General features: G+C 64.4%; 26 protein-coding genes. 10 read left to right on the plus strand and 16 right to left on the minus strand.

Annotation, left to right across the window (positions count from 1 at the left end; genetic code table 11):
- Positions 1-80 precede the first annotated feature (80 nt).
- Both A9971_RS30565 and A9971_RS30570 read right to left on the minus strand, forming a co-directional pair.
- Complete coding sequence (locus A9971_RS30565) at positions 81-1,094, minus strand: FecR family protein (protein ID WP_183001057.1); 1,014 nt, start codon at positions 1,092-1,094, stop codon at positions 81-83.
- 63 nt (positions 1,095-1,157) lie between these two features.
- A complete protein-coding gene (locus A9971_RS30570; protein WP_011063603.1) occupies positions 1,158-1,679 on the minus strand; it encodes an RNA polymerase sigma factor in 522 nt (173 codons plus the stop codon).
- Between the two features lie 259 nt (positions 1,680-1,938).
- Between A9971_RS30570 and aroQ the strand changes: the two genes are divergently transcribed.
- The gene (gene aroQ / locus A9971_RS30575; RefSeq protein WP_011063604.1) at positions 1,939-2,388 is read left to right on the plus strand and encodes a type II 3-dehydroquinate dehydratase; all 450 of its coding nucleotides are present in this window, start codon (positions 1,939-1,941) and stop codon (positions 2,386-2,388) included.
- On the plus strand, positions 2,385-3,239 hold the full coding sequence (locus A9971_RS30580) for a shikimate dehydrogenase (RefSeq protein WP_183001059.1): 855 nt from the start codon (positions 2,385-2,387) through the stop codon (positions 3,237-3,239). The genes aroQ and A9971_RS30580 overlap by 4 nt, the downstream gene beginning before the upstream one ends.
- 67 nt (positions 3,240-3,306) lie before the next feature.
- Here A9971_RS30580 and A9971_RS30585 read toward each other — a convergent pair whose 3' ends face one another.
- From A9971_RS30585 to quiC, 3 genes are all read right to left on the minus strand, one after another.
- Positions 3,307-3,531: a hypothetical protein gene (locus A9971_RS30585; RefSeq protein ID WP_015637127.1), complete on the minus strand. Its 225-nt coding sequence runs from the start codon at positions 3,529-3,531 to the stop codon at positions 3,307-3,309.
- Positions 3,532-3,645: 114 nt separating this feature from the next.
- Positions 3,646-4,323 (minus strand): TetR/AcrR family transcriptional regulator, encoded by a 678-nt coding sequence (locus A9971_RS30590; protein WP_011063606.1) that lies wholly within the window; start codon positions 4,321-4,323, stop codon positions 3,646-3,648.
- A gap of 102 nt (positions 4,324-4,425) precedes the next feature.
- Complete coding sequence (gene quiC, locus A9971_RS30595) at positions 4,426-6,336, minus strand: 3-dehydroshikimate dehydratase QuiC (RefSeq protein ID WP_011063607.1); 1,911 nt, start codon at positions 6,334-6,336, stop codon at positions 4,426-4,428.
- Between the two features lie 537 nt (positions 6,337-6,873).
- On the opposite strand from quiC, the gene A9971_RS30600 reads away from it, so the two are divergent.
- Both A9971_RS30600 and A9971_RS30605 read left to right on the plus strand, forming a co-directional pair.
- Entirely contained in the window at positions 6,874-8,208 is a 1,335-nt protein-coding gene (locus A9971_RS30600) for an MFS transporter (protein ID WP_011063608.1), read from the plus strand.
- Between the two features lie 90 nt (positions 8,209-8,298).
- Positions 8,299-9,921, plus strand: a complete 1,623-nt coding sequence (locus tag A9971_RS30605; RefSeq protein ID WP_183001060.1) for a methyl-accepting chemotaxis protein — start codon at positions 8,299-8,301, stop codon at positions 9,919-9,921.
- A gap of 6 nt (positions 9,922-9,927) precedes the next feature.
- Here A9971_RS30605 and A9971_RS30610 read toward each other — a convergent pair whose 3' ends face one another.
- The 4 genes from A9971_RS30610 to A9971_RS30625 form a co-directional block, all read right to left on the minus strand.
- Positions 9,928-10,806 (minus strand): DMT family transporter, encoded by an 879-nt coding sequence (locus tag A9971_RS30610; RefSeq protein WP_183001062.1) that lies wholly within the window; start codon positions 10,804-10,806, stop codon positions 9,928-9,930.
- Between the two features lie 100 nt (positions 10,807-10,906).
- On the minus strand, positions 10,907-11,722 hold the full coding sequence (locus tag A9971_RS30615; protein ID WP_183001064.1) for a sugar phosphate isomerase/epimerase: 816 nt from the start codon (positions 11,720-11,722) through the stop codon (positions 10,907-10,909).
- A 7-nt stretch (positions 11,723-11,729) separates the two neighbouring features.
- Positions 11,730-12,782, minus strand: coding sequence for a Gfo/Idh/MocA family protein (locus tag A9971_RS30620; protein WP_015637134.1), 1,053 nt, complete (start codon positions 12,780-12,782; stop codon positions 11,730-11,732).
- 196 nt (positions 12,783-12,978) lie between these two features.
- On the minus strand, positions 12,979-13,755 hold the full coding sequence (locus A9971_RS30625) for an IclR family transcriptional regulator (protein ID WP_015637135.1): 777 nt from the start codon (positions 13,753-13,755) through the stop codon (positions 12,979-12,981).
- Positions 13,756-14,059: 304 nt separating this feature from the next.
- On the opposite strand from A9971_RS30625, the gene A9971_RS30630 reads away from it, so the two are divergent.
- Positions 14,060-14,908: an aldo/keto reductase gene (locus A9971_RS30630; protein ID WP_015637136.1), complete on the plus strand. Its 849-nt coding sequence runs from the start codon at positions 14,060-14,062 to the stop codon at positions 14,906-14,908.
- Positions 14,909-14,964: 56 nt separating this feature from the next.
- On the opposite strand, the gene pcaG is transcribed toward A9971_RS30630, so the two are convergent.
- The 3 genes from pcaG to pcaQ form a co-directional block, all read right to left on the minus strand.
- Positions 14,965-15,570 carry a protocatechuate 3,4-dioxygenase subunit alpha gene (gene pcaG / locus A9971_RS30635; protein WP_015637137.1) on the minus strand — a complete coding sequence of 202 codons (606 nt, stop codon included), beginning with the start codon at positions 15,568-15,570 and terminating at the stop codon, positions 14,965-14,967.
- A gap of 10 nt (positions 15,571-15,580) precedes the next feature.
- Positions 15,581-16,300 (minus strand): protocatechuate 3,4-dioxygenase subunit beta, encoded by a 720-nt coding sequence (pcaH, locus tag A9971_RS30640; RefSeq protein WP_011063616.1) that lies wholly within the window; start codon positions 16,298-16,300, stop codon positions 15,581-15,583.
- A gap of 103 nt (positions 16,301-16,403) precedes the next feature.
- Positions 16,404-17,333: a pca operon transcription factor PcaQ gene (gene pcaQ / locus A9971_RS30645; RefSeq protein ID WP_015637138.1), complete on the minus strand. Its 930-nt coding sequence runs from the start codon at positions 17,331-17,333 to the stop codon at positions 16,404-16,406.
- Positions 17,334-17,472: 139 nt separating this feature from the next.
- On the opposite strand from pcaQ, the gene A9971_RS30650 reads away from it, so the two are divergent.
- Positions 17,473-18,369, plus strand: coding sequence for a neutral zinc metallopeptidase (locus tag A9971_RS30650; protein WP_011063618.1), 897 nt, complete (start codon positions 17,473-17,475; stop codon positions 18,367-18,369).
- Positions 18,370-19,341, plus strand: coding sequence for an alpha/beta hydrolase (locus tag A9971_RS30655; RefSeq protein ID WP_183001066.1), 972 nt, complete (start codon positions 18,370-18,372; stop codon positions 19,339-19,341).
- Positions 19,342-19,413: 72 nt separating this feature from the next.
- Here the strand turns inward: A9971_RS30655 and A9971_RS30660 are convergent, their stop codons facing one another.
- The 3 genes from A9971_RS30660 to A9971_RS30670 all read right to left on the minus strand — a co-directional run bounded on the left by A9971_RS30660 (position 19,414) and on the right by A9971_RS30670 (position 21,546).
- Positions 19,414-20,007: an HAD family hydrolase gene (locus tag A9971_RS30660; protein WP_183001068.1), complete on the minus strand. Its 594-nt coding sequence runs from the start codon at positions 20,005-20,007 to the stop codon at positions 19,414-19,416.
- Positions 20,004-20,873, minus strand: a complete 870-nt coding sequence (gene tesB, locus A9971_RS30665; protein ID WP_077934829.1) for an acyl-CoA thioesterase II — start codon at positions 20,871-20,873, stop codon at positions 20,004-20,006. The genes A9971_RS30660 and tesB overlap by 4 nt, the downstream gene beginning before the upstream one ends.
- Positions 20,874-20,976: 103 nt before the next feature.
- On the minus strand, positions 20,977-21,546 hold the full coding sequence (locus A9971_RS30670) for a GNAT family N-acetyltransferase (protein WP_047337875.1): 570 nt from the start codon (positions 21,544-21,546) through the stop codon (positions 20,977-20,979).
- Between the two features lie 75 nt (positions 21,547-21,621).
- Here A9971_RS30670 and A9971_RS30675 point away from each other — a divergent pair, with 75 nt between their 5' ends.
- Positions 21,622-22,542: a histone deacetylase gene (locus A9971_RS30675; protein ID WP_077934830.1), complete on the plus strand. Its 921-nt coding sequence runs from the start codon at positions 21,622-21,624 to the stop codon at positions 22,540-22,542.
- Between the two features lie 455 nt (positions 22,543-22,997).
- Positions 22,998-24,239 (plus strand): TIGR03862 family flavoprotein, encoded by a 1,242-nt coding sequence (locus A9971_RS30680; RefSeq protein WP_183001069.1) that lies wholly within the window; start codon positions 22,998-23,000, stop codon positions 24,237-24,239.
- A gap of 77 nt (positions 24,240-24,316) precedes the next feature.
- Here the strand turns inward: A9971_RS30680 and A9971_RS30685 are convergent, their stop codons facing one another.
- Entirely contained in the window at positions 24,317-25,651 is a 1,335-nt protein-coding gene (locus A9971_RS30685) for a DEAD/DEAH box helicase (RefSeq protein WP_161466711.1), read from the minus strand.
- 215 nt (positions 25,652-25,866) lie between these two features.
- On the opposite strand from A9971_RS30685, the gene A9971_RS30690 reads away from it, so the two are divergent.
- Positions 25,867-26,325, plus strand: a complete 459-nt coding sequence (locus tag A9971_RS30690) for a hypothetical protein (protein WP_041119988.1) — start codon at positions 25,867-25,869, stop codon at positions 26,323-26,325.
- The last annotated feature ends 140 nt before the right edge of the window (positions 26,326-26,465 follow it).

Here is a 26,465-nt window from a genome sequence, read left to right on the forward strand (position 1 = left end):
AGCTAGACGTGCCAGGCAGGAAAACTCAGTAAGGTTTTTTTGAATTATTTTGCACAAGGGTGGAAAAAGGCCCGCAGGCCTCAGTAAATCAGGCTGACGCCGGCCAGGTCGAAACGCTGCACCTGCAGTTCCTGGGTCAGGGTAACCAGGGCTGCATCGAGCATGTCCAGGCGGAAGACACCGCTGACCTGGCGCTGGGCCAGGGCACTGTTGGTCAGCACCACCCGCCCGGGCCGATAGCGATTGAGGCGCTCCACCACCAGGCCCAGGGGCTGGCGGTCGAACACCAGGACGCCGCGCCGCCAACTGGTGGCCCGCTGCAGGTCGAGCCCATCAAGCGCCACCACCCCCGACTGCGGGTCATAGCGCACGCTCTGCCCCTCTTGCAGCACCCGCTCGGAGGCCCCGCGTTGCGCCGGGGCATCCAGGCTTACCGCGACACTGTGCTGCAACACGCCGACCCAGGCTTGTTGAGCGCTCTCGCGCCCGACCACGAAACGGGTGCCCAGGGCGCGGGTCTGGCCGCCGGCACTCTGCACGATAAAAGGTCGTTTTTCCTCGCCGGCCATGGGCGCCACGTCAAACACCGCGGAGCCGGCCAGCAATTGAACCTGGCGCTTGTCGCCGCTGTAGTCCAGGCGAATGGCGCTGCCCGAATCCAGCTCCACCTGGCTGCCATCGGCCAGTTGTACGGTGCGCACCTCGCCCTTGCCGGTAAGGTAGTCAGCCTGCAGGTACAGCAGCGCCTGCGGCCCTTGCAGCCAGCCCAGGGCCACCGCCAGTACCAGCATCGCCGCGCTGGCGGCCCGCACCAGCCGGCGTCGACGGCGCGGGCGCGGTATTGTCGCCGCAGGCCGCGCCGCCTGGCGCCGTGGTGGGGCAGTGGCCGCCAGTTCGGGGTCCAGGCGCAACTCGCCCAGGGCCTCCCAGGTCTGCCGGGCAAACACCAGAGCCTGGGGATGACGCGGGTCGGCGGCCTGCCATTGGGCAAGCTGCGCCTGCTCGGTGGCGCTCAGGCCTCCCGCGTGCAAACGCACCGCCCAGTCGGCGGCGGCCTCGGTGATACTGCGCTCTTGCGGACCCTGGCTATTCACGTGTGAATCTCGATTTCTCGTTATATATAAGAAGTGACGTCTGACCCCGACTTTTACCGTAACTCACTCGTCGACCGGCCGACCGTCGGTAGCCTGCAAACGCTGCATCACATAGGCCAGCGCCCGGGACAGGTGCTTTTGCACCGAGCTGTCGGAAATATTCAGGTGCCGGGCCACCTCGGCGTGGGTCATGCCTTCGATACGGTTGAGGCGAAAGATTTCCTGGGTCCGCGGGGGCAGTTCCATGATCGCCTGTTTCAGTGCCTTGCGCTGTTGCTGCGCCATCGCCTGAGCCTCCAGCCCGGCCGCCTCATCCTCGATGTCGGCCAGCACTTCATGGGGCACGGTCTCGGTCTTGCGCCGCGCCTCCTGACGTACATGGTCGATCAGCAGATTGTTCGCCGTGCGGTAGAGATAGCCCTGGGAGTTGTCGATACGCTCGCCGCGCGTGTGCTCGGCCAGCCGCAGGAAACTCTCCTGCACCAGATCAGCGGCCAACTGCGGGTCCCGTATCTTGCGCGCCAGGTACCCACGCAAGGCAGCGGCATGCTTGAGAAACAGTCCCTTGAGATCCACGTCCGACAAACCGACTCCCTGGAACATGAAGGAAATTGCCGGGCATCTTACGGTCAGTCGAGAATGATTTTCAATTGATATAAGCACTCATTGGCGGCAGCCTTGCACCTGCGAGCCCTACGCTGCCGTTCGATTACCGAACACTTAATCCGCCCGCCCCCCGTTGTGCATCTACCGCCAATTGACCAAATTAACCAGTTAGTACAATTTACCTTTCAACGCCTCGTACGCTCTCCCGAGGCCGACAATAACAACGGAGATTTACCCCATGCGTCCTATCGTTCTGGTGCTAAACGGCCCGAACCTGAACCTGCTCGGCACCCGCGAGCCGGCCACTTACGGCCACGAAACCCTGGCTGACATTTCCGCCCTGTGCGGCCGCGCCGCCGAGGAGTTCGGCCTCGCCGTGGAGTTTCGCCAGACCAACCACGAAGGCGAGTTGCTCGACTGGATCCACGGGGCGCGTGGTCGCTGCGCCGGCATCCTGATCAACCCGGCCGCCTGGACCCACACCTCGGTGGCAATCCGTGACGCCCTGGTGGCCAGCGAGCTGCCGGTGATCGAAGTGCACCTGTCCAACGTCCACGCGCGCGAACCGTTTCGCCATCACTCCTTCGTTTCCGCCATCGCACAGGCGGTGATGTGCGGCTTTGGCAGCCATGGCTATCGCCTGGCGCTGGAACACTTCAGCCAGCGGTTCAAGGAGCAAGGCGCATGAGCCGGCAAGCCAGTGTTCTGGCCGGGCTGATTGGCGCCGGCATCCAGGCCTCCCGCACCCCGGCCCTGCACGAACAAGAGGGCGATGCCCAGCATTTGCGCTACCTGTACCGCTTGATCGACCTGGATCAACTGGGCCTGGACAGCAGCGCCCTGCCTGAACTGTTGCGCGCCGCCGAGCAGATGAGCTTCACCGGCCTGAACATCACCTTTCCCTGCAAGCAGAGCATCCTGCCGCTGCTCGACGAACTGTCCCCGGAAGCCCGGGGCATCGGTGCGGTGAACACCGTGGTGCTCAAGAATGGCAAACGAGTCGGCCACAACACCGACTGCCTGGGTTTTGCCGAGGGCTTTCGCCGCGGCCTGCCGGACGTGGCAAGGCGCCAGGTGGTGCAGATGGGCGCCGGCGGTGCCGGGGCCGCAGTGGCTCACGCCCTGCTGAGTGAAGGCGTGGAGCAACTGAACATTTTTGACGTGGAGCCGCAGCGGGCGCAAAGCCTGGCGGACAACCTCAACCAGCATTTCGGCAGCGCCCGGGCCCGGGCAGGCGGTGATCTGTCGAGTGCCCTGCACAGCGCCGACGGGCTAGTGAACACCACGCCCATGGGCATGGCCAAGCTGCCGGGCATGCCGGTGCCGGTGGAACTGCTGCGAGCGCAGCTGTGGGTTGCCGAGATCGTCTACTTTCCCCTGGAAACCGAACTGCTGCGCAACGCCCGGGCCCTGGGTTGCAGGACCCTGGACGGCGGCACCATGGCGGTGTTCCAGGCGGTCAAGGCGTTCGAGCTGTTCAGCGGCCAACGCGCGGACCCGCAGCGTATGCTGGCGCACTTTCACAGCATGAACGGCTGAGACAGGGCTCGGTAGCAGCTGCTGCCTTCAGGGCGCTGGCGAGCCTGCGGCAGCGGCTACAGCCTGCTTAGTCGGATTTGAGCTGCAGGCGCGAGAGCAGGCCGATCAGCAGCACATTGAAGAGAATCATCAGCAGGCTGCCAAGGATGCCCACCAGACTGATCACCGACGACGGCAACCAGTCGAACATGCTGAACCCGGTGAGGGACAGCAGGCGCTCGCCGAACCAGAACGTGTCGACCACGATCATCAGGATCAGGATTATTTTCAGGGTTGGAACGGGGTTGCCCATGGTGCCTTCCTTGTCGTGGTGCAGGTTGCAGAAGCCTTGGTGGCGATGGCGATCTTACGGGCGCTTTCGCTGGCAAGCCAGCGCCTGCCAAGCCAGCGCCTACAAAGAGTGGGATCAGGCCTGCAGGTAGCGCAGCACCGACTCGCAGATCATCTCCCGGTGGCGTTGCTTGATGCCTTCATCCGGCAGGTCGATCTGGAAGATCTCGCCAAAGGTGTGGCGATTCGAGACCCGGTAGAAACAGAACGAGCTGATCAGCAAATGCACGTCCAGCGGATCCAGGCCGCCGCGGAACACGCCTTCGCGCGCGCCGCGCTCGAGGATCTCGCCGAGGGCATGGAGAATGGTGTTGTTCATGGCCTTGATCACGCCGGACTGCTTCACGTACTCGGCCTTGTGGATGTTCTCGATGCTGACGATACGCACGAAATCGACGTTGCGGTCGTGGTGATCGAAGGTGAACTCCACCAGCCGGCGAATCGCTTCCTGCGGCGCCAGCTCTGCCAGGTGCAGGCGGCTCTCGGTACTGCGGATATCGCCGTAGAGCTTCTCCAGCACCTCGACGTACAGCTGCTCCTTGCTGCCGAAGTAGTAATAGATCATGCGCTTGGAGGTATGGATGCGTTCGGCGATCGCATCCACTCGCGCGCCGGACAAGCCCTGCTGGACGAACTCGACAATGGCTTCTTGAAGGATGTTCTCGCGGGTCTTTTCCGGGTTGTTCTTGCGACTCTTGCGCGGTTCGAGAGCAGGCTCATCGGGCGCAATCGAGCGTTCACTGGTCATTGTCATTCTGGGCTCACGGCCATCACTGCACACGCGGGCGATTATGGGCCGCGTCACCCTGCGAAAGAAAGCGCGACGGCGGCCGTTACCGCCGTCGTTAACAATCTTCTACAACTTGGCCTGGCGCACGGCACCGCTGCGTGATTTGGCCATGGCCGCCAGGCGCACCGCGACGTTGGCCGCACCGTAGCCGGCATAGCCGTTCTTGCGCTGGATGATCTCGAAGAAGAAGCGCCCTTCGAAGGGCTCGGTGTAGACGTGAAACAGCTCGCCGCCCTGGGCATCGCGGTCGTAGAGGACGTTGTAGTAGGCCAGTTCGCTGAGAAATTCGTCGTCGAAATCAAAGCGTGCCGCCAGGTCGTCGTAGTAGTTGAGCGGGATGTCCAGCAGCGGCACACCAGCCTCCTTGGCCCGGCTGACTTCGGCAAAGATGTCGTCGCAATCGAAAGCGATGTGGTGCACCCCGGAACCGCGATAGCTGGACAAAGCATGGGAGATCGCAGTATTGCGATTTTCCGAGATGTTCAGCGGCAGGCGGATCGAGCTGCAACGGCTGCGCAGGGCGCGGCTTTTCACCAGGCCGTAGGGGTCGGGCAGCACCACTTCGTCGTCGGCCTCGAAGTCCAGCAGGCTCTTGTAGAACAGCACCCAGCTGTCCAGGCTGTCCGCCGGCAGGGCCATGGCCATGTGGTCGATGCGCTTGAGGCCGCCCTTGGCCACCACGCCGCTGTGCATATTGAAATCGGTGTCGTACAGGTGCTGGCCGCCCTGCTGCTGATCCACCAGGTAGATCAGGCTGCCATCGGGCTCGCGCACCGCCGCCAGCTCCAGCTCATTGGGGCCAACCAGGCCGCGATAGGGCTGGCCCTTGTAGGCCACCGCCCGCTCCAGGGCCTTGGCGCTGTCCTTGACCCGGATTGCCGTGGCACACACCGAAGGGCCGTGGGCCTCGAAGAAACTGTGGGCGAAGGAATAGGGCTCGGAGTTGAGGATCAGGTTGATATCCCCTTGGCGCATCAGGCTGACGCTCTTGGAGCGATGCTGCCCGGCCCTGGCGAACCCCAGGCGCTCCAGCCAGCCGCCGAGCTTGGCGCCCAGGGCCTCGTCCACGGCGAACTCGAGAAACTCGGTGCCGCCATAGGCCTGCACCGCAGGCGGCGCGAACAGGGTGTCGATGTTCGCCACCGGCTGGCCTTCCTGCAGCAGGCGCTCGCGGGTCTTCTCTTCCAGGTACAGCAGCGAGCGCAAGCCATCGGCGGCGTTGGCCCGCGGCGGCGCGGCGCGAAAGCCGTCGTTGAAGATCTCCAGGGACAGCGGCCCGGTGTAGCCGCTCTTGATGATCGGCGCCAGAAAGCCCGGCAGGTCGAATTCGCCCTGACCGGGGAAGCAGCGGAAATGCCGGCTCCACTCCAGCACATCCATGGCCAGGATCGGCGCATCGGCCATCTGCACGAAGAAGATCTTGTCCCCCGGAATCTCGGCAATCGCCGCCGGGTCGCCCTTGAGCGACAGGGTGTGGAAGCTGTCCAGCAACACCCCGAGGCTTGGGTGATCGGCGCTGCGCACGATGTCCCAGACCTGTTGATAAGTATTCACGTGACGGCCCCAGGCCAGGGCTTCGTAGCCGATGCGCAGGCCCCGGGCACCGGCCCGCTCGGCCAGCAGGTGCAGGTCGTCGATGAGGATCTGCCGGTCCCCCAGGCTGTCCGCCGAGGCGTTGCTGCACACCAGCACCAGGTCGGTGCCCAATTCCTGCATCAGGTCGAACTTGCGCTCGGCGCGCTCCAGGTTGCGCGGCAGGCGGTCGCGACGGCAGCCCTCGAAATCCCGGAATGGCTGGAACAGGGTGATGGCAATGCCCAGGTCGGCGCACATCTGCTTGATTTCCCGAGGGCTGCCGTCGTAGTAGAGCAGGTCGTTCTCGAAGATCTCCACGCCGTCGAACCCGGCGGCGGCGATGGCTTCGAGTTTTTCCGGCAGGGTACCGCTCAGGGACACGGTGGCAATGGAACGCTGCATGATTCGACTCCCGGGTAAGGACGGCCAGTCGGGCACAGGGGGACCGCGGCTTTTTATTGGATGTTGCGGATTATTCCACAGGCCTTGTTAAAGTGTACGAACCAGTTAGTTTTGTGTTCGATTATCGAACAAAATACAGATTGGCGAATTGACGATTTTTCAGCCACTGCGCACCATCGATAGCACGTTGAGCCGGCCCCAAACCCCCGGCTTCAATCACCCAGACCCAGAACACACCATAAAAATTTCAAAAATCGGGTACACCCTCATGCTTGCACTCAACGCCCTTCACTGCTGCACATCCCTTTGGCTGATACCGCCAACGGCCTCAACCGGCACCCTGGAATACGCCGCGCTACAGCCCTGAGCTGCAGCCGACCCGATGGCGTTCGCCTGCCCGGCATCTGCCGCAGCGACGCGCCGCCCCAGCCGATCAACCCGCAGGTTCCCGGGCTGCCATGCCCCCGCCGACGGTTGGTCACGCGCCCTTGAGTTCCGACGAGCCCCGGCTCGCCAGTCACTGAACGGATGGCCCACATGACTCCTTCCCAAAGCTCTCGCATCGCCCCGAGCCTCAGCGTTGCCGGCGGCATCGGCGACAAGATCCGCGGCGCCATGGCGGTCGGCAAGACCCGCTGGGGCATGCTCGCCCTGGTGTTCTTCGCCACCACCCTGAACTACATAGATCGCGCCGCACTGGGCGTGATGCAGCCGATCCTGGCCAAGGAAATGAACTGGACGGCGATGGACTACGCCAACATCAACTTCTGGTTCCAGGTCGGCTACGCCGTGGGCTTCGTGCTCCAGGGCCGCCTGATCGACCGGGTTGGGGTGAAGCGGGTGTTCTTCTTCGCCGTGCTGTTGTGGAGCCTGGCCACCGGCGCCCACGGCCTGGCCACTTCGGCGGCAGGCTTCATGGTCTGCCGGTTCATTCTCGGGCTCACCGAAGCCGCCAACTACCCGGCCTGCGTGAAGACCACGCGGCTGTGGTTCCCGGCCGGCGAACGGGCCGTGGCCACCGGGATCTTCAACGCCGGGACCAACGTCGGCGCAATGTTCACGCCCATGCTGCTGCCGCTGATCCTCCACGCCTGGGGCTGGCAGGCCGCGTTCCTGTGCATGGCCGCGCTGGGTGGCATCTGGCTGCTGTTCTGGGGCCTGAAGTACTTCAACCCTGAAGATCATCCAAGCGTCAAAGCCTCCGAGCTGGCCTACATCCAGCAACAGGTGGAGCCGGAAGAAACCCGCGTGCCCTTCAGCCGCATCCTGCGCATGCGCGGCACCTGGGCCTTCGCCCTGGCCTATGCGATGACAGCGCCGGTGTTCTGGTTCTACCTGTACTGGCTGCCGCCGTTCCTCAACCAGCAGTACAACCTGGGCATCAACGTGACCCAGATGGGCATCCCGCTGATCATCATCTACCTGACCGCCGACTTCGGCAGCGTCGGCGGCGGCATCCTCTCCTCGTTCCTGATCGGGCGCGGCATGAACCCGATCAAGGCGCGGCTGCTGTCGATGTTCCTGTTCGCCTGCTGCATCATCGGCGTGATCATGGCCGCCGGCACCGCCAACCTGTGGCTGGCCGTGTTCGCCATCTCCCTGGGGATCGGCGCGCACCAGGCCTGGACCGCCAACATCTGGAGCCTGGTGATGGACTACACGCCCAAGCACATGATGAGCACGGTGTTCGGCTTCGGCGGCATGTGCGCGGCCATCGGCGGCATGTTCATGACCCAGATCGTCGGCCACATCCTGACCGTGACCAACAACAACTACACCCTGCTGTTCACCCTGATCCCGGCGATGTACTTCATTGCCCTGACCTGGATGTACTTCATGGCCCCGCGCAAGATTCCCCGCGTAGAAGACTGATGCTCCTTTCACGCAGGCCCACTCCGGGCCTGCGTTTTTTTATCGGCTCGCCCTCCCCCCTTTTGTTTTTCCAGACTCGGAGATCGTCCCATGACGCTCGGTAACCTGAGCATCGCCCAACGCGCCGTGATCAGCTTCGGCGTGATTGCCCTGCTGGTCCTGCTGCAGGGGCTGTTCGCCCTCAAGCAAGTGGCCGAAGTCCGCGCCACCGGCCAACACACCGAAAACATTTCCCTGCCCAGCACCCGATACCTGGGAGAAGTGCGCGACTACGTGTTGAGCATCCGCGTGCTGAGCCTGCGCATGGCCCTCAACCGTGAACCGCAAGTGCTGGAAAGCACCATTGCCCGCCTGCATCAGGTACAAGCCTGGCTCGACCAGGCCCTGGCCAGGTTCGCGCCGCTGGTGGGCGATCACAATCGGGTGCCATACGAAGCATTCCTCGCCACGGTCAAGAGCTACCAACAGGCACTGGCCCAGTACGAAGCCCTGTCCCGGGACAACCGCAGCAGCGAGATGACAGCGCTGCTCAACGGCAAGATCCAGGATTACTCGACCCAGACCGGCGACCAGTTCACCGAGCTGATGAACCTGACTGCCGAGGAAGTCAGCCAGTCGGCGCAGCATGCCGACGCGCTTTACACCCAAGTAAAAATCACGGTGATCGGCGCCCTGATCGCCGTCGCCCTGCTGACCCTGTGCCTGGCCTGGCTGTTGATTCGCAGCATCGTCGTGCCCATCCGCCAGGCTGTGGACGTGGCCGAGCAAGTGGCCGCCGGCGATCTCGGCCGCCCCATCCACTGCGAGGGCAGCGATGAAACCGCGCGCCTGCTCAAGGCCCTGGCCAGGATGCAGGCCAGCCTGCGTGAAACCCTGCAACTGATCAGCAGCACCTCGACCCAACTGGCCGCCGCCGCGCAACAGATGAGCCAGAGTACCCATCAGGACTCCAGCCGGCTGCAGCAGCAACACAACGAAATCGAGCAAGCAGCCACGGCCGTCAACGAGATGACCGCGGCCGTCGAGGAAGTGGCACGCAACGCAGTGTCCACCTCCGACACCACCCGCCAGTCCACCGCCCAGGCCACCCAGGGGCAAGCCCGGGTGACCCAGACCCTGGACGCGATCCAGGCCATGAGCAGCGATGTCGGCATCGCCCTGCAGCAAGTGCAGACCCTGGCCGAGCAGTCACGGGAAATCGGCAAGGTGCTGGACGTGATCCGCGCCATTGCCGAACAGACCAACCTGCTGGCCCTGAACGCCGCCATCGAGGCCGCGCGGGCTGGGGAAGCCGGCCGTGGTTTTGCCGTAGTGGCAGACGAAGTGCGGGCCCTGGCCCATCGCACCCAGCAGTCGACCCAGGAAATCGAACAGATGATCGGCCGGGTCCAGGGCGACACCGACAGCGTGGTGCAGTCCATGCACGGCAACAGTCAGCGGGTGGCCCAGACCCTGTCCATCGCCGAGCAGGCCGGGCTGGCCTTAGGGGAAATCACCCGGGCCATGGAACAGATCCACGAGCGCAACCTGGTGATCGCCAGTGCCTCGGAAGAACAGGCCCAGGTGGCCCGTGAAGTGGACCGCAACCTGCTGAACATCCGCGACCTGTCCCTGGAAAGCGCCGACGCCGCCACGCGCACCAACGCCACCAGCCAGGAGCTGTCGCACCTGGCGGCCGGCCTGCAGAACCTGGTGGTGCGCTTCCGCTTTTGAGCCGTCTCAGCGGTGGCGTTGCTGCCAGGCCGCCGCCAGCCCGCTGAGGCAGATCACGACGATGCCCACCTGGGTGATCAACGACGGCGCGTGGCCGAACAGCAACCAGCCCAGCAACCCGGCAAAGACAATCTGGCAATAACCGAAGGGCGCCAGCAGCGCCGGCGCCGCATGACGAAAGGCCTGGGTCAGGAACAGATGGGCACTCATGCCGCAGGCGCCCAGCGCCAGCATCAGCAAGCCATGGAGGAACCCGGGGGTCTGCCAGAAGAACGGCACCAGCGCCGTCATTACCAGGGTGTTGCACAACCCGGCAAAGAAGTTGCTGGTGGTGGGGCTGTCATGCTCGGCCAGCTTGCGTGTGAGCAGTTGATAGAAACAGAAGAACAGCGCCGAACAGAACGGCAGCAACACCGCCGGCGTGAACAGCTCGCCGCCCGGATGCACGATGATCAGCACCCCGACGAAACCGCAGATTACCGCCAGCCACTGGCCCCGGGTCACCTGCTCGCCAAGCAAAGGCACCGACAACGCGGTGACCAGTACCGGGGCGAGAAAGTTGACCGCCGTGGCCTCGGCCAGGGGGATGAACAGCAACGCCGAGGTGAACAGCAGACTGGTGCTCAACAGACACAGAGCCCGGGCCAGTTGCAGCAGTGGGCGCTTGCTGCGCAGCACACGCAGGCCCGATTGCGGCAGGAAGATCCCGGCCATCAGCAAGGTATGGATCAGGTAACGGGCCCAGACCACCATGATCACCGGGAAGAACCCCGACAGGTATTTGGACAGGGCATCGTGGCTGGCGAACAGAAAGGTCGCCAGGACGATCAGCAGAATGCCCTTGAAGGGGTGATTGATCCCGGAAAGTGGCGTGCTGCGGGTCATGGGCATTCCTTGGGGTGATTGAAAACACAGCTTCGCGGTCCGCCAGCGCCTACCGGGTATTTGTAGGAGCCGGCTTGCCGGCGAAAGTCCTCCCGCCGACTCAGATCCTGGCCAGCAGCGCGCGAGTTGCATCCAGCGCCATCTGCGCTCGCTGCAAAGCACTCACACCCTGCTCCAGCAACTGCACCGTGGGTATTTCCAGGCTCAGGGGCAGTTCTGGCGGCAGGCACTTGAGCAGCCCCGCCAGATCACAGTCGCCCTCCCCTGGAAAACGCCGCTCGTTGCGGGCCTGGCGCAGGATCTCCTGCATATCGTCCGGACAGGGCCCGGCGACATCGCACAACTGTGCATAACGCAGGCGCGCCGGATCAACCTTGGCCAGGTCCTCCAGGCGCGATCCCGAGCGGTCGAAGTGAAAGGCGTCCACCAGCACGCAGCCGTTGCTGCGAGCGGCGTTCTCCACCACGCGCACGGCTTGCTCCAGGTTGCGCGCATCGGTCCAGGGCATGAACTCCAGATGGGGATGCAGTCCGTACTGCTGCGCCAGATCGCACAAGGCGGCGAAGTTGTCGGTCATGCGCACCTCATCGGGATCATTGCCCGCCACCAGCAACTCGCTGGCGGCAAACTCGGCGCCCACCGCCAGCACCGCCTCGAAGTCGCTGATCCGGGTCTGCGGCTTGAGCCGCAGGATCTCCACATCCAGCACCCGCACCCCGGTATCGCGCAGGCGATCCCGGGTTTGCCGACGCAAGCCGGTATCGGCCACCAGCGGAAAGTGATGTTCCTCCGGGGTTGCCGGCACCAGCCGCAGGCCCAAATGGCTGTAGCCGGCACGGGCCGCCACTTCCACCATCTCTGGCGGAGACAGCTCCAGCACGGTCAGGCTGGCCAGGGAAAAAATCCGTTCACTCATCAGTTGTTCACTCAATGGGGGTTGGGGTGCAGGCGCGACCCGTGGCGGCGGCCTGGCGAATGGCTTCGATCAGGGCCAGGGTACGAGCGGCATCGGCGGCGCTGACCAGGGGCGCGACTTCGCCCCGGGCGACCTTGACGAAATGCTGCAGTTGCAAGCGCAGCGCCTCATCCGGCACGAAGCTTTCCTGCTGCATCAACAAGGGCTGGTGCCAACCGGCGCCCGCTTCGGCGTAGTGCCAGCGCTTGAGCTGAGGAATGCTCAAGGCTCCCTGAGTGCCGGCCAGCAGGTAGCAAGGCTGATCGGCCTGGCGCGGATACACCGGGTTCTCCCCGGAATCCAGCTCCCAGCTCCAGGGCGCCGCCACCGCATCGGAACCGGTGAGGCTGCCCAGGGCGCCGTTGTCGAACTGCAGCAGCACCGCCGCACAATCCTCATTGGCGTAACCACGCACGGTGTTGCTGGTGATGGCCTGCACCTGTCGCACTTCTCCGCACAGGTGCCGCAACAGGTCGAGGTCGTGGATCAGGTTGGTCAGCAACATGCCGGCGCCGGGCTCACGACGCCAGGGCACATCGAAGTAACTCTCGGGCTTGTGCAACTGCCAGAGCGCAGTGACTGTGGTCAGCCGGCCCAGGGCGCCGCCGTGCACCAGTTCATGGGCCCGGGCGATCAACGGATTGTGTCGCCGATGATGCCCCACCAGCACCGGCACGCCGTTAGTGCGCGATGCCGCCACCAGCTCGCGCACTTCATCCAGGTGCACGCCCACGGGTTTTTCCAGCAGCACCGGGATACCCGCCGCCAGACAATTCAGGGCAGTGCTGACGTGAAGGTTATTGGGGTTGGCGACGATGACCGCATCCGGGCGCGCGTCCTTGAGCAAGGTCCGGTGATCGCTGAAATGCGGCACCTGCCATTGCCCCGCGATGGCTTGCGCCTGGGGCCCGGGGTCGGCCACGGCGCACAGACTGGCCTCGGCCAGGGTCTTGAGGTGTTGATAGTGCTGCTGCCCCATATTGCCGACGCCGATCAGGGCAATGCGCAGTGGCGGGTTCAATGGCGAATCCTCTTGTGATTGTTATCGGGACGCTGATATTCAATTATTTAGAACTCAGTTCCAATTTCACACAAGAGCGATAAAAAATACTGTCCGATTACCGAACGGCTTTGTAAGGATTCGCGGAAACCCTGCGCCTTCCTGCTCTGCCCGTAGCCGCCAGGGCAAGCAACGGCTACGGGCAGAGCGCGTGGCGTCAGTTGAACAGTTCGGAAGCCTGGCTGGCGGCCGACAGCTCTTGGGCAAATTGCAGCAGCAATGGCGCCAGTTCATGCAGCCGCGCCAGGGGCAGGCGCGCGCTGGGGCCGGCAACGCTGAGCACACCCACGACCCGGCCATCGATGGGATGGCGCACCACCGCGGCAATCGCCGAGGTGCCGACCGCCGAGCTTTCCTCGACCCAGGCGTAGCCCTGCTCGCGGGCCAGGCGCAGGCGCTCCAGCAACTCGATGTTCGAGCGCGGCGCATTGGGCCCCAGGTCCGCCGGGGTTTCCACGCGCTGGCGCTCCACCAGGGACAACGCCTCGGCGTCACTCAGAGTGGCCAGCCAGGCATGCCCGGAAGCGGTGTAGAACAGCGGCGCCTCGCGGCCCATGTCCGGGTCGTAACGCAGCCCGGAACGGGCGCCCTGGGACTTGGCAATCCAGGTCTGGCGCTCGCCTTCGATCACCCCCAGGCGTACCAGCTCGCCGGACTCCTGGGCCAGGCGATCGAGTACCGGCTGGACGATGTCCGCGCCGCTGGCAGACAGGTAGCGAAAGCCCATGGCCACCAGCCGGGTGGACAGCTGGTAGCGCAGGTTGTCCGGGTTCTGCCGCACATAGCCCAGGCGAATCAACTCCGCCAACAGGCGATGGGTTGCACTTTTGGGGATTTCCAGCTGTTCCGCCAGGGTCTGCAACGGCAGGCCGCGGGGATCACCGGTAAGACGTTCGAGAACGCTGAAGACGCGTTCGATTTGACTGCCAGCCATGGTCGGGTCCCGACAAAATTTGGCCGATTCTAGTGACAACGGGCCGGTTGGGGAACTGCAGGGCGTGGTTCGATTACCGCCCGGAATCGACGAAAGCGGGCTTTTCACCCGACACAACGCCTTGTGCGCAGGTTAGCCGAGCTCGTATATTTTTTGGAATCACTTTCCATAAATACAACAACCACCACAGGCCTCCACACTCGATTCGCCGGGCATTTTCTGTGCGGCTGCGCTGTCCAAACCAGCGACGCCCGACAGCCCTCGCCGACCCGGCCGTGTTCTTTTATCCACAGGGAGATTGCCCATGCCTCACTCCGTAGATTGCCCAGTCCTGACCCACAGTGGCCTGCACATGCCCAAGCTTGGCCTCGGCACTTGGCCGATGCTCGATGACGAGTGCACTCGCGCCGTGGAACAGGCCCTGGACCTGGGTTACCGACACATCGATACCGCCCAGGCCTACAACAACGAAGACGCCGTGGGCCAGGCCCTGACCAACACCCCGGTGCCCCGGGAGCAGATCCACCTCACCACCAAGGTCTGGTGGGACCAACTGCGCCCCGAGGCCATGCGCCATTCCCTGGAGCGCAGCCTGAAAGCCCTGCGCTGCGATTATGTGGATCTGTTTCATATCCACTGGCCCACCAGCGATTGGGAGCTGGAACGCAGCATCGAAACCCTGGTGTCGTTCAGGGAACAGGGACTGGTGAAGCACATTGGCGTGGCCAATTTCCCCCTGGCGCTGCTGCGCCGAGTGATTGAAGGGCTGGGCGCACCGCTGTCGGCGATCCAGGTGGAATACCACGTGCTGCTGGGGCAAAGCGGCCTGCTGGACTATGCCCGCAGCCGCGACATGGTGCTGACCGCCTATACGCCGCTGGCACGCAACAAGGTGTCCGAGGTGGCCGAGATCCGGCAGATCGCCGCCAAGCACGGCGTGCTGCCGACCCAGGTGGCGCTCAAGTGGTTGCTGGATCAGAACAACGTCGCGGCCATTCCCAAAGCCAGCAGTCGGGCCAACCAATTGGCCAACCTGGAGTCCCTCAAGCTGCAGTTGGACGATGAAGACCGGGCACTGATCGCCGGCCTGCCCAAGGATCAGCGTCAGGTCAGCCCGGACTTCGCTCCGGTCTGGGATCATTTCGATCATTGACCCACTGCGGCCATGGGTGGGCCCCGCAGGGTGCCATGCATGGCCTCAGGCTTTTTTCAGAAGTCGAAGAACACCGTCTCGCCTTCACCCTGGATGCGAATGTCGAAGCGATAGGCGCGCTGGCCATTCACCTCGCAAGGATGGGCCAGCAGGGTTTCCCGGCGCTGGGGCTGTTCGATCAGGTTCAACACCGGACACTGGGCGTTGGCCTCCGGCTCGTCGGCAAAGTACAGCCGGGTGTGCAGGTGGATATTGATCCCCCGGGCAAACAGCGACAGGTTGATGTGCGGCGCCATCGGCACGCCGGCGGCGTTGTTCACCACCCCGGGCTTGACCGTGTTGAGTGTCCATTCCCCGGCATCGAAGGTGGTGGCGGTGCGACCGAAGCAGTTGAACGGTTTCTCCGTATCGAACACCGGGTCGTAGACCCCGGCGTGGTCGGCCTGCCAGAACTCCAGGAATGAATCGCGCACCAGGTGGCCATTGCCATCGTAGACGTGGCCGATCAGCAGGATCCGCTCACCCGGCGCATCGGCCTTGGCCATCTGGTTCCAGATTTCCTCGGGGCGCGGCGGGTTTCCCGCGGCCGCCAGGGCCAGGCCGATATGCACATAGGGGCCGGCCGTTTGCGAGGGGGTTTCAGGCAGCAGTTGAACAGGCATGTCAGGCTCCTCAGCAGTTCTCGAAGTGGGTCTTGCGCTGGCCGCGCAGCACGATGTCGAAGCGGTAGGCCAGGCAATCCATGGGGTTGGCGCCGCCCATGTCCAGGCGCGCGATCAGGCTCTGTACCGCGTCCGGGTTGGCGATGGACTTGACGATCGGGCACAGCGGGATCAGCGGGTCGCCTTCGAAATACAGCTGGGTGATCAGGCGCGTGGCGATCGACGGGCCACTGATGGAGAAATGGATATGCGCCGGGCGCCAGTCATTGGGGCCGTTGCGCCATGGGTAGGGGCCGGGCTTGATGGTGCGGAAACTGTAGTAGCCATCACGGTCGGTGAGGGCCCGGCCGACGCCACCGAAGTTCGGGTCCAGGGGCGCCAGGTAGCGGTCGTTCTTGTGCCGGTAGCGGCCGCCGGCGTTGGCTTGCCACATTTCCACCAGGGTATGGGGAATGGGTTTGCCGTACTGATCGCAGACCCGCCCGGAAACGATGATCCGCTCGCCCACGGGCAAGCCACCGTTGTTGAAGTTGAGCAGCAGGTCGTTGTCGAAACGCCCGGTGCGCAGGTGGGAAAAGTCCGGGCCTGTGGTTTCACTGACCGATTGTGGGATGCTCACCAGCGCCTGGCGCGGGGAGCGAGTGACGGAGGTCTTGTAGTCGGGGGTCAGGGCCTTGGGGTGCCAATTACGGTCGCGAATCACGAAGCGACTGCTGTCTGCATCAGACATGTCGATCTCCTGTTGTTTGATTTATGGAGCGCAGCCGGCGCAGTTTCAAACAAACCAGGAGCGGGGAAAATTGAAATGCCGCCCTCAATCAATAACCAAATGGTTATGGATAACTGCCCTCGCGATAGGCCAGCCCCACTTCCCGGAGCACCTCCACCGCCCATTGCGCCGCCAGGGACAAAGGCAGGCTGGCATTGCTGGAAATCCCCACCGAGCCACCGGGTTCGTGCAGGCCCAGGTCCAGCTCCTGCAGTTCGCCATTGGCCAGGTCCAGGCGCACGGCATCCAGCGGCGCGATCCACAGCGCGTCGCTGGACAAGGTGTAGCGCCGGCTCAGGGCCACCGAGAGGGTTTCCAGACGCTGCTGCGACGGGGCAATGCCGCACTGGATGAACAGGCTGTCGGCGTGCTTGCGAATGCTGGTGCCGGCCAGGGGCAGCACCAGGGGATAGGCGCTCACCGCGTCGCGGTCCAAAGGGCCGGTTGCCAGTGGATGCTGCGGACGGGCCACCAGGGTCATAGATTCGCTGTACAGATGCTCGAAGCTCAGGCCGTGGATCTCCGGACTCTCGGTCATGCGCCCCACCACCAGGTCCAGGTCGCCGACCCGCAATTGCGACAGCAGGTAAGCACTGGGGCCGGTCAGCACACTCACGGTCAGCGCCGAATGGCGCTGATGCAGGCGCCGCATCACCTCCGGCAGCAGCAGGCTTTCCACCGTGGAAAGCACACCGATGCGCACCAGCCCGGCGGCGTACTCACCGCCGCGCAGGCTGCTGACACCCTCCCGCAGGGCCTGCACCGAAGGCCCGGCATAACGCAGGAAGGCCCGCCCGGCCTCGGTCAGGCTGAGGCCGGCCTTGCTCCTGGCAAACAGCCGGGTCTCCAGCAACGCTTCCAGTTCCTTGAGGGTTTTCGACATCGCCGGCTGGCTCACCGCCAGGACATCGGCCGCCCGGGCCAGGCTGCCCTGGCGGGCCATTTCAAGAAAACACACCAAGTGACGGAATTTGATGCGGGTATCGATGTTCAATAGGGAGCCCCGAATGCGCCTGGACCGGATCGATCCGTAACCGGGCCATGGTAGCGTGCAGAAAAATCCCTGACGACCGGACTGGCGCCGGTTCGAGCCACCAGCAACACTGACCAGCAGAAAAAACGAGGACACCCCCATGCTTTGGAAAAAAGGCCGGCGCAGCGACAACGTCGTGGACGCGCGAGATGACAGCAGCGCCGGCGGTGGCGGTGGCATGCGGTTCGGTGGAGGCAAGGGCTTGAGCCTGACGGCGATCGTACTGATCGTCGGCATCGGCTGGGCCACCGGCCAGGATCCGCTGCAGATCCTCGGGCAACTGCTGGGCCAGCAGAGCGGGCAGACTTCAGCGCCGGCCACCACCCAGGCACGCAAGGCACCACCGGCCAATGACGAACAGGCAGAGTTTGTCCGCGCCATCCTCGGTGACACCGAAGACACCTGGGGCCAGATCTTCCAGCAAGCCGGCCGCCAGTATCAGCCGCCCAAGCTGATCCTGTTCCGGGGCCGGGTCAATTCCGCCTGTGGCGCGGCCACTTCCGCCAGCGGGCCCTTCTACTGCCCCGCCGACCGCCAGGTGTACCTGGACATGGACTTCTTCCGGGAGATGGCCCAGCGCTTTTCCGCCGCCGGCGACTTCGCCCAGGCCTACGTGATTGCCCATGAGGTCGGGCACCACGTGCAGACCCTGCTCGGGGTCTCGGCAAAAATCCAGGCCGCGCGCCAGCAAGGCCAGCAGATGCAAGGCGATGGCGGCCTGCTGGTACGCCAGGAGCTGCAGGCCGACTGCTTTGCCGGGGTCTGGGCCTATCACGCACAGAAGCGCCTGAACTGGCTGGAACCCGGGGATGTGGAAGAAGCCCTGAACGCCGCCAATGCCATCGGTGACGACCGCCTGCAGCAGCAAGGCCAGGGCCGGGTGGTGCCGGACTCCTTCACCCACGGCACCTCGGCGCAGCGAGTGCGCTGGTTCAAGACCGGCTTCAGCCAGGGCCAGGTCAGCCAGTGCGATACCTTCAGCGCCAGGAGCCTGTAGATGCGCCGCTTGCTGGCCCTGCTGCTGTGCCTGGGTGGCTGCGGCGCCCAGGCGGCGGAACAGGGGGTCAAGGTCATCAGCCCGCAACGCCTGCCCCTGGAGGGCGGGCAACTGGCGCTGGGCCTGAGCCAGGATTGGCGCCAGCCGCTGCCGGGCGTAGAGCGGGCCCTGATCATCGTTCACGGCCGGCTGCGCAACGCCCAGACGTATCTGCACAGTGGGCAAAGCGCTGCCGGGCAGGCCGGGCAAAGCACAACAACCCTGGTGATCGCCCCGCAGTTTCTCAACCAGAGCGACATCGCCCGCCATCAATTGCCAGACGCGCTACTGCGCTGGAAGGGCAATGGCTGGATGGCCGGCGAGCCTTCAGTGGGCCCGCAGGCCGTCAGCTCCTATGCGGTGCTCGATGCCATCCTCCAGCGCCTGGAAGACCGCAAACGTTTTCCGGCACTCAAGGAAGTGGTGATCGCCGGTCACTCCGGCGGCGCCCAGGTGGTGCAGCGCTATGCGCTGAGCACCGGCAGCCACCCCGAGCTGGAAAAGGCCGGGATCGGCCTGCGCTACGTGATCGCCAATCCGTCGTCCTACGCCTACTTCGACGCATGGCGCCCGGTGGCATTCGAACCGGCCAGTTGCCCGGGCTTCAACGACTGGAAGTACGGCCTGAACCGGCTACCGGCCTATGCCGGCGACCATTCCCCGGCGCAGCTTGAACAGGGCTACGTGACGCGCGACATCACCTACCTGCTGGGCCAGCAGGACACCGATCCCAACCATCCCGCCCTGGACAAGAGCTGCGCCGCCGAGACCCAGGGCGCGTACCGGTTAATTCGCGGGCACAACTACTTCGACTACCTGGTGCGGCGTCATCCGCAAGGCTTGCTGCAACGGCTGGTGGAAGTGCCCGGGGTCGGGCATGACGGTGACCGGATGTTCACCTCGCCCGAGGGGCAGGCGGCAGTGTTCAAGTAAAGAAAAGCGCTGCCTGGAACGACGCTTTCGCCGGCAAGGCTCCGACGGGAGCCTTGCCGGCGAACAGGGCCCTCAGGCCGACAGCAGGTCGCGCAACTGCGCACAATCCCGGGCATGCCAGTCGGTCAGCTCCGGCCAGGGGTTGTCCGGCAGGTTGACCAGCACCGTACGGGTCCCGGCGGCCCGCCCGCAGTCCAGGTCGAAGCGGTAGTCCCCCACCATGACCATCCGTGACGGCGAGATATCCCAGGCTTCAGCCAGCTTCAGCAAACCGCCCGGATGGGGCTTGGGCGGTGCTTCGTCGCGGCCCAGCACGTCGGCCTCGGCAAAGCAGTCCGACAGGCCGATGGCCTCCAGGGTCACATGGGCCAGCTCTCGCGCATTGCGGGTGAGGATGCCCAGGCGATAACCGCGCCCGGCCAGTTCCCGCACCAGTTCCACCGCACCCGGCGCCGGGCGCGAACCCTGGGCCAGGTCGCGCTCGTGTTCCAGCAGCCAGGCATGCTTGGCCGCGGATTCGTCCGCCGGCAAGGCCGCCAGGTGTGTGAGGATGTCATCCTCGGCAGGAATCGACAGCGCCTCGCGGATCGCCGCGAAATCATGCACAGCGATGGTCAGGGTGCCGTCCATGTCGAACACCCAATGTTTTATCTCTGAAAGACTCATACCCAATCCTTGCGATGGCGGATCAACCCTTCCTGAGTCACCGAGGCCACCAACTGCCCGGCACGGTTGAACACGCTGCCCCGGGAAAAGCCCCGGGAGTTTCCGGCCCAGGGGCTGTCCATGGCATACAGCAGCCAGTCGTCAGCGCGCAGGTCGGCGTGAAACCACAGAGCGTGGTCGAGGCTGGCGACCTGCATGTCCTTCTGCCACACCGACTTGCCGTGGGGCAGCATCGAGGTGGTCAGCAGGCCGAAATCCGAAGCGTAGGCCAGCAGGTACTTGTGCAGCGCCGGGCTGTCGGCCAGGGCGCCGTCGGCGCGGAACCAGACGTACTTCACCGGATCCATGGGCTGCGGGTTATAGGGGTCCTTCTCGGTCACCGGGCGCACTTCGATCGGCTTGGGGCACAGCAGCTTCTCGCGCATGTGCTCGGGAATCAGGTGGGCGCGCTGGGTGGTGATCTCCAGCTCCGATGGCAGGTTTTCCGGCCCGACCACCTGGGGCATGCTGTTCTGGTGCTCGAAACCCTGTTCGTCGTACTGGAACGAGGCGCTGCAGGTGAAGATCGGATTGCCCTTCTGGATCGCCGTCACTCGCCGGGTGCTGAAGCTGCCGCCGTCGCGCACCCGGTCCACCTGGTAGACCACCGGCAGCGCGGCATCCCCGGGGCGCAGGAAATAGCCGTGCATGGAGTGCACGTGGCGTGCCTCCTCCACTGTCTGACTGGCTGCGGACAACGACTGGCCGAGCACCTGGCCGCCAAACAGCTGGCGAAAACCCAGGTCCTGGCTGCGACCGCGAAACAGGTTTTCTTCAATGGCTTCCAGGGTCAACAGATCGACCAGATCATCCAGCACATGACTCATTCAGACTCTCCTCACACAGGGCAACACCGCGCAATCTCGGCTGCGGCGGTGATATCAATTGGGGCCAGGTATCTCGTCGGCACATTCTAAACGTGCGCGCCTGCTATCCATGCAAGGTTTCCAGCCATTGTTCGCGGGTAATGCGGTACAGCACATGCTCGCGCAGCGGGTGATCGCCGGCGAGGTTCGGATGCTCGAAGTCATCCTCGGCAGCGTGATGCATACCAATGGCCTGCATCACCTTCTGCGACGGCAGGTTGTTGCGGGTGGTAAAGGCCACGACTTCGTCGAGGGACAGACGATCGAAAGCGCAACGCAAGGCTGTCCAGGCCGCTTCGCTGGCATAACCCAGGCCCCAGTGCTCGCGAGCCAGGCGCCAGGCGATTTCCACTGCCGGGGTGAACGACGCCTCGAAACCGACGACGCCCAGTCCGGTAAAACCGATGAACGCACCAGTGTCCTTACGCTCCAGGGCCCAGACCCCGAAGCCGTGCTCGGCAAAATGCCCGCGTATCCGCCCGATCAGCGCGGCACTTTCCAGACGACTCAAGGGCGCGGGAAAGTAGCGCATGACCTGTGGATCGGCACACATTGCTGCAAATGCCGGCAAATCGTCGTCGCGCCATTGGCGCAGCAACAGGCGCGCGCTCTCGAGTTGCAATATCGGCTCCATCGGTGCCCTCCGTTTTCATGGGTGCAAGTCTACATCGCTGGTAGGATCCTTCACGGGTTCATCTAAGAAAATGCCATGACATTGCCGCTGATCTATCACGACGACTACAGCCCCGAGTTCCCGGCGGAGCACCGCTTCCCCATGGACAAGTTCCGCCTGCTGCGCGATCACCTGGTGGCCAGCGGCCTGACCCACGACGCCGACCTGCTGCGCCCCGAGCTATGCCCGGCAGAAATCCTCGCCCTGGCCCACGACCCGGCCTATATCGAACGCTACATGGGCGGCGAGTTGTCCCGGGAGGACCAGCGGCGCCTTGGCCTGCCCTGGAGCGAAGCCTTGGCCCGGCGCACGGTGCGTGCCGTCGGCGGCTCCTTGCTGGCCGCCGAACAGGCACTGGAACATGGTCTGGCCTGCCACCTGGCCGGCGGCACCCACCACGCCCACTATGACTACCCGGCGGGGTTCTGCATCTTCAACGACCTGGCGGTGATCAGCCATTACCTGCTTGAAAGCGGGCGCGTGGGCCGGGTGCTGATATTCGACTGCGATGTGCACCAGGGCGATGGCACCGCGCGGATCCTGCAACATACCGCCGACGCGGTGACCGTCTCGTTGCACTGTGAAAAGAACTTCCCCGCGCGCAAGGCCCAGAGCGACTGGGATATCCCGCTGCCCATGGGCATGGGCGACGCCGACTACCTGAACGTGGTGGACGACACGCTCAACTACCTGCTGCCCCTGTACCAGCCGGACCTGGTGTTGTACGACGCCGGGGTCGACGTGCATCAGGACGACGCCCTGGGCTACCTCAAACTCACCGATGCCGGCGTGGCCGAACGCGACGAACGGGTCATGCGCCACTGCCTGGGCCGCGACATCCCGGTGGTCGGCGTGATCGGCGGCGGCTACAGCAAGGACCGCCAGGCCCTGGCCCGGCGCCACGGCATTCTTCACCACAGTGCCCAGAAGGTCTGGGAATCGTCAGGGTGCTACTGACATCCGCAGGCCTTACCCACATCCACTGTGGAACCGCTTGTGGATAAGCTGGGAGAAAGCCTCTGCAGCCCTTGTCCCACGGGGCCTCAAGGCCATCGCCTGTTTTTTGATCAGTGACATCAGATGGTCATACAGTTGTGAGTGTCTTACCCCCAATCCCTGTGGAGCCGCCTGTGGATAACCTGCGCGAAAGACGCTAGGCCCCTTGCTCTGCAAGGCCTGCAGAGCGGTGCCTGTTTTTTGATCAGGGCGCAGCAGGCCTCCGGCGACGCCGTAGCGCTTACCCCCAATCGCTGTGGAGCCGCCTGTGGACAACCTGCGCGAAAGTCGAGCCAGCCCACGGGACACAAGGCCCGCAGCCCGCTGTCTAGTTTTTGACCAGGCATCATCGACCCAGCAAGCCCCCTGCACCTCGGGTAGAATGCCCGGCCTATTTCCTCAGCCCCGCCTCTGCCATGACTGCATCGCACTCTTCCACGCCCCACCACGTCGCGATTATCGGCGGCGGCCCCGCCGGCCTGATGGCCGCCGAGGTACTGAGCCAGGCCGGGGTTCTGGTCGACCTGTACGACGGCATGCCATCGGTGGGCCGAAAATTCCTCCTGGCTGGGGTCGGTGGCATGAACATCACCCACTCCGAAGCCTATCCGGCCTTCCTCTCGCGCTACGCCGAGCGTGCACCGCACATCGCCCCGTTGCTGCGGGAATTTGGCGCCGAGGCGCTGTGCCAGTGGATTCATGAGCTGGGTATCCAGACGTTTGTCGGCAGCTCCGGCCGGGTGTTTCCTACCGACATGAAGGCTGCGCCGCTGCTGCGCGCCTGGCTCAAGCGCCTGCGCGATGCCGGAGTCGTTATCCACACTCGGCACCGCTGGCTGGGCTGGAAGGCCGACGGCAGCCTGCGCATCCGGCATGCCGAGGGTGAAAGTGCGGTACGGGCGGATGGGGTCCTGCTGGCATTGGGCGGCGGCAGTTGGGCACGACTGGGTTCCGACGGGGCTTGGCTGCCCCTGCTGGAACAGCGCGGTGTGCAGCTTGCGCCCTTGCAACCGAGCAACTGCGGTTTTGAGGTCAACGCCTGGAGCGAACTGCTGCGCAGCAAATTCGCCGGCGCGCCGCTGAAGAACGTGGCCATCGGCCTTGATGACGACGCACCACGGCTGGGTGAATGCGTGATCACCGCCAGCGGCATCGAGGGCAGCCTGATCTATGCCTTGTCGGCGTCGATTCGCGAATCCATCAACCGGCACGGGCAGGCGACGATCCATATCGACCTGCTACCGAACAAGCCCCAGGACAAGGTCCAGGCCGCCCTTTCCAAGCCACGCGGCTCGCGGTCCATGGCCAAGCACTTGCAGAGCCAGTTGGGGATCGAGGGGGTGAAGGCGGCGTTGCTGCGAGAACTGACACCCGCCCCGGCCTTTAATGACCCGGCGCTCCTGGCGGCAGCCATCAAGGCCCTGCCCCTGACGCTGATCAAGCCTCGCCCACTGGACGAAGCCATCAGCAGCGCTGGCGGCGTAATGTTTGAAGCCCTGGACGACGACCTGATGCTTCGGCAGTTGCCTGGAGTGTTTTGCGCAGGGGAAATGCTCGACTGGGAAGCGCCGACCGGCGGCTACCTGCTGACCGCCTGCTTTGCCAGCGGGCGCCAGGCGGGGCTGGGTATGCTGAAGTGGTTGCGGCGCCAGCCATAAACAGCTTCGCCGGCAAGTCGGCACCTACGCAAGGGTAGGAGCCGGCTTGCCGGCGAAGGGCCCGGCGCGATGTCAGATCAAGGTTTGCGCTTGCGCGGCCCGGTGTTGAAAGCCGGCACCTTGCGCACCGGTTTCACCACCGGAGCTTCGGCCACTTCGCCGCTGTCCACCCACTTGCCCAGGTTGCGCTTGCCGCCACCGCCGGAGGTTTTCGGCTTCTTGGGCTTCTTCGGCTTTTTCACCACCTGGCCGCTGGCGTCGGTTTCCGGCACCCGGTGCTCGGGTTCGAAATCCTGTTCCTCATGGCGCTTGAGGGTCTGGCGGGTGAGCATCTCGATCGCCGAGAGCAGGTTCACCTCGTCGGCGCACACCAGGGAAATCGCCTCGCCGGTGGAACCGGCACGGCCGGTACGCCCGATGCGGTGGATGTAGTCCTCGGCCACGATCGGCAGGTCGAAGTTGACCACCAGGGGCAGGTCTTCGATGTCCAGACCGCGGGCCGCCACATCGGTGGCCACCAGGATCTGGATCTCACTGGCCTTGAACCGGTCCAGGGCGCGCTGACGCGTGGCCTGTGGCTTGTCGCCATGGATACCGTCGGCGTTCACGCCCTGGCCCTGGAGTTTCTCCACCAGCGCATCCACACCGTTACGGGTCTTGGCGAACACCAGCACCTGCTTCCAGCGGTTCTTGCGCAGCAGGTGGCTGAACAGCTCCGGCTTGCGCTTCTTGTCCACCGGCACCACCCATTGCTTGACCGTATTGGCGGCCACGTTGCGCGGGCTGACCTCGATGCTCAGCGGATCGTTGAGCATCTGCCCGGCCAGCTGGCGGATGGCGTCGGAGAAGGTGGCGGAGAACAACAGGGTCTGGCGTTTCTTCGGCAGGGCCGCGTAGATGCTCTTGAGCTCTTCGGAGAACCCCAGGTCGAGCATGCGGTCGGCCTCATCCAGCACCAGGGTCTGCAACTGGCTGAACTTCACCGCATTCTGACGGAACAGGTCCAGCAGACGCCCCGGAGTCGCCACCAGCAGGTCCACGCCTTTGCGCAGCTTCATCATTTGCGGGTTGATGCTGACCCCGCCGTACACCGCATAGGTGCGCAGCGGCAGGTGTTCGGCGTACTGGCGCACGCTTTCGTGGACCTGCTCGGCCAGTTCCCGGGTCGGCACCAGGATCAGCGCGCGTACCGAGTTGCTATCGACTTTCGGCCCTTCCAGGGTCAGCAACTGCAACAGCGGCAGAGCGAAACCGGCGGTCTTGCCGGTGCCGGTCTGGGCCGCGGCCATCAGGTCACGCCCGCCCAGCACTGCCGGAATGGCTTGCGCCTGCACCGGGGTCGGGGTCTGGTAGCCGAGGGTTTCGAGGGCGCGCAGCAGGGGTTCGATCAGGCCAAGAGTGGCGAATGTCATGGGGGTACCGTAGGAAAAAGTCAGCACAGGGACGCAATGGGCGGCAGTTTACCCTAATTCAGGGGCTCGCTCCCGGGCCGCCCCAGGCCTGCCAAGCCCGCCCCGGTGAGTGTATGCTCGCCCCACTGTTTGCCACGGGTCGCGCACAAGGGCAGCGCAACACCCGAGCTGGCACTCAACCGCCCCTTTGCCCTTCCCAAGGAGCCTCACCGCGCATGGACAACCAAAACCCCTTCCAGGCCCCTGCCGCCGAACTACTGGCCAGCAAGCCAACCGATCAGAGCCTGTGCCTCTACAGCGTGGCGGCCATTGGCCTGAGCACCTTCATCGGCACCTCCGTGGCCGGCGCCTATTTCATCAGCCAGAACCTCAAGGCCATGGGCCGCGAGAGCGAAGTGAACAAAGTCTGGGCCATGGGCATCGGCCTTTTCATTGCCATGAGCGTGGCAGGCTTTTTTCTTCCGGAAAGTATCCCTGCGGTGGTGTTCATCCTGCCGCCGATCTACGGGATGAACGCCTACGCACGCCAACTGTTCGGCCCCCAGGTGATAGAGCACAAGGCCGGCAACGGGCGCTTCTTCTCACTATGGCGAGTGGCGGGAATCAGCCTGCTGTTTTCCCTGGCCCTGGCGGCAGTGTTATTCGCCCTCGTCCTGCTGAGCGGGTTCGAGTGACCCGTTCAGGCTGAAGCCACCGCGCCGGGCATTGCCCGGCGTTTTTTATTGCAACCACGCTGTCTCCCCGGCCGTTCTAGCCAACTCGCCGGCCCTTCTGCACCCTCCGCCGGCAGCACCCGACACACGGCAAACGCCCC

It is taken from the genome of Pseudomonas sp. UME65, from assembly GCF_014170225.1.
In the GTDB taxonomy this organism is placed as follows: domain Bacteria; phylum Pseudomonadota; class Gammaproteobacteria; order Pseudomonadales; family Pseudomonadaceae; genus Aquipseudomonas; species Aquipseudomonas protegens.

Bases quoted from the DNA above. Each gene is read 5' to 3' on its own strand.
- aroQ (WP_011063604.1), top strand. From the start codon at position 1,939: ATGCGTCCTATCGTTCTGGTGCTAAACGGCCCGAACCTGAACCTGCTC.
- A9971_RS30580 (WP_183001059.1), top strand. From the start codon at position 2,385: ATGAGCCGGCAAGCCAGTGTTCTGGCCGGGCTGATTGGCGCCGGCATC.
- A9971_RS30585 (WP_015637127.1), bottom strand. From the start codon at position 3,531: ATGGGCAACCCCGTTCCAACCCTGAAAATAATCCTGATCCTGATGATC.
- A9971_RS30590 (WP_011063606.1), bottom strand. From the start codon at position 4,323: ATGACAATGACCAGTGAACGCTCGATTGCGCCCGATGAGCCTGCTCTC.
- quiC (WP_011063607.1), bottom strand. From the start codon at position 6,336: ATGCAGCGTTCCATTGCCACCGTGTCCCTGAGCGGTACCCTGCCGGAA.
- A9971_RS30600 (WP_011063608.1), top strand. From the start codon at position 6,874: ATGACTCCTTCCCAAAGCTCTCGCATCGCCCCGAGCCTCAGCGTTGCC.
- A9971_RS30605 (WP_183001060.1), top strand. From the start codon at position 8,299: ATGACGCTCGGTAACCTGAGCATCGCCCAACGCGCCGTGATCAGCTTC.
- A9971_RS30610 (WP_183001062.1), bottom strand. From the start codon at position 10,806: ATGACCCGCAGCACGCCACTTTCCGGGATCAATCACCCCTTCAAGGGC.
- A9971_RS30615 (WP_183001064.1), bottom strand. From the start codon at position 11,722: ATGAGTGAACGGATTTTTTCCCTGGCCAGCCTGACCGTGCTGGAGCTG.
- A9971_RS30625 (WP_015637135.1), bottom strand. From the start codon at position 13,755: ATGGCTGGCAGTCAAATCGAACGCGTCTTCAGCGTTCTCGAACGTCTT.
- A9971_RS30630 (WP_015637136.1), top strand. From the start codon at position 14,060: ATGCCTCACTCCGTAGATTGCCCAGTCCTGACCCACAGTGGCCTGCAC.
- pcaG (WP_015637137.1), bottom strand. From the start codon at position 15,570: ATGCCTGTTCAACTGCTGCCTGAAACCCCCTCGCAAACGGCCGGCCCC.
- pcaH (WP_011063616.1), bottom strand. From the start codon at position 16,300: ATGTCTGATGCAGACAGCAGTCGCTTCGTGATTCGCGACCGTAATTGG.
- A9971_RS30650 (WP_011063618.1), top strand. From the start codon at position 17,473: ATGCTTTGGAAAAAAGGCCGGCGCAGCGACAACGTCGTGGACGCGCGA.
- A9971_RS30655 (WP_183001066.1), top strand. From the start codon at position 18,370: ATGCGCCGCTTGCTGGCCCTGCTGCTGTGCCTGGGTGGCTGCGGCGCC.
- A9971_RS30660 (WP_183001068.1), bottom strand. From the start codon at position 20,007: ATGAGTCTTTCAGAGATAAAACATTGGGTGTTCGACATGGACGGCACC.
- tesB (WP_077934829.1), bottom strand. From the start codon at position 20,873: ATGAGTCATGTGCTGGATGATCTGGTCGATCTGTTGACCCTGGAAGCC.
- A9971_RS30670 (WP_047337875.1), bottom strand. From the start codon at position 21,546: ATGGAGCCGATATTGCAACTCGAGAGCGCGCGCCTGTTGCTGCGCCAA.
- A9971_RS30675 (WP_077934830.1), top strand. From the start codon at position 21,622: ATGACATTGCCGCTGATCTATCACGACGACTACAGCCCCGAGTTCCCG.
- A9971_RS30680 (WP_183001069.1), top strand. From the start codon at position 22,998: ATGACTGCATCGCACTCTTCCACGCCCCACCACGTCGCGATTATCGGC.
- A9971_RS30685 (WP_161466711.1), bottom strand. From the start codon at position 25,651: ATGACATTCGCCACTCTTGGCCTGATCGAACCCCTGCTGCGCGCCCTC.
- A9971_RS30690 (WP_041119988.1), top strand. From the start codon at position 25,867: ATGGACAACCAAAACCCCTTCCAGGCCCCTGCCGCCGAACTACTGGCC.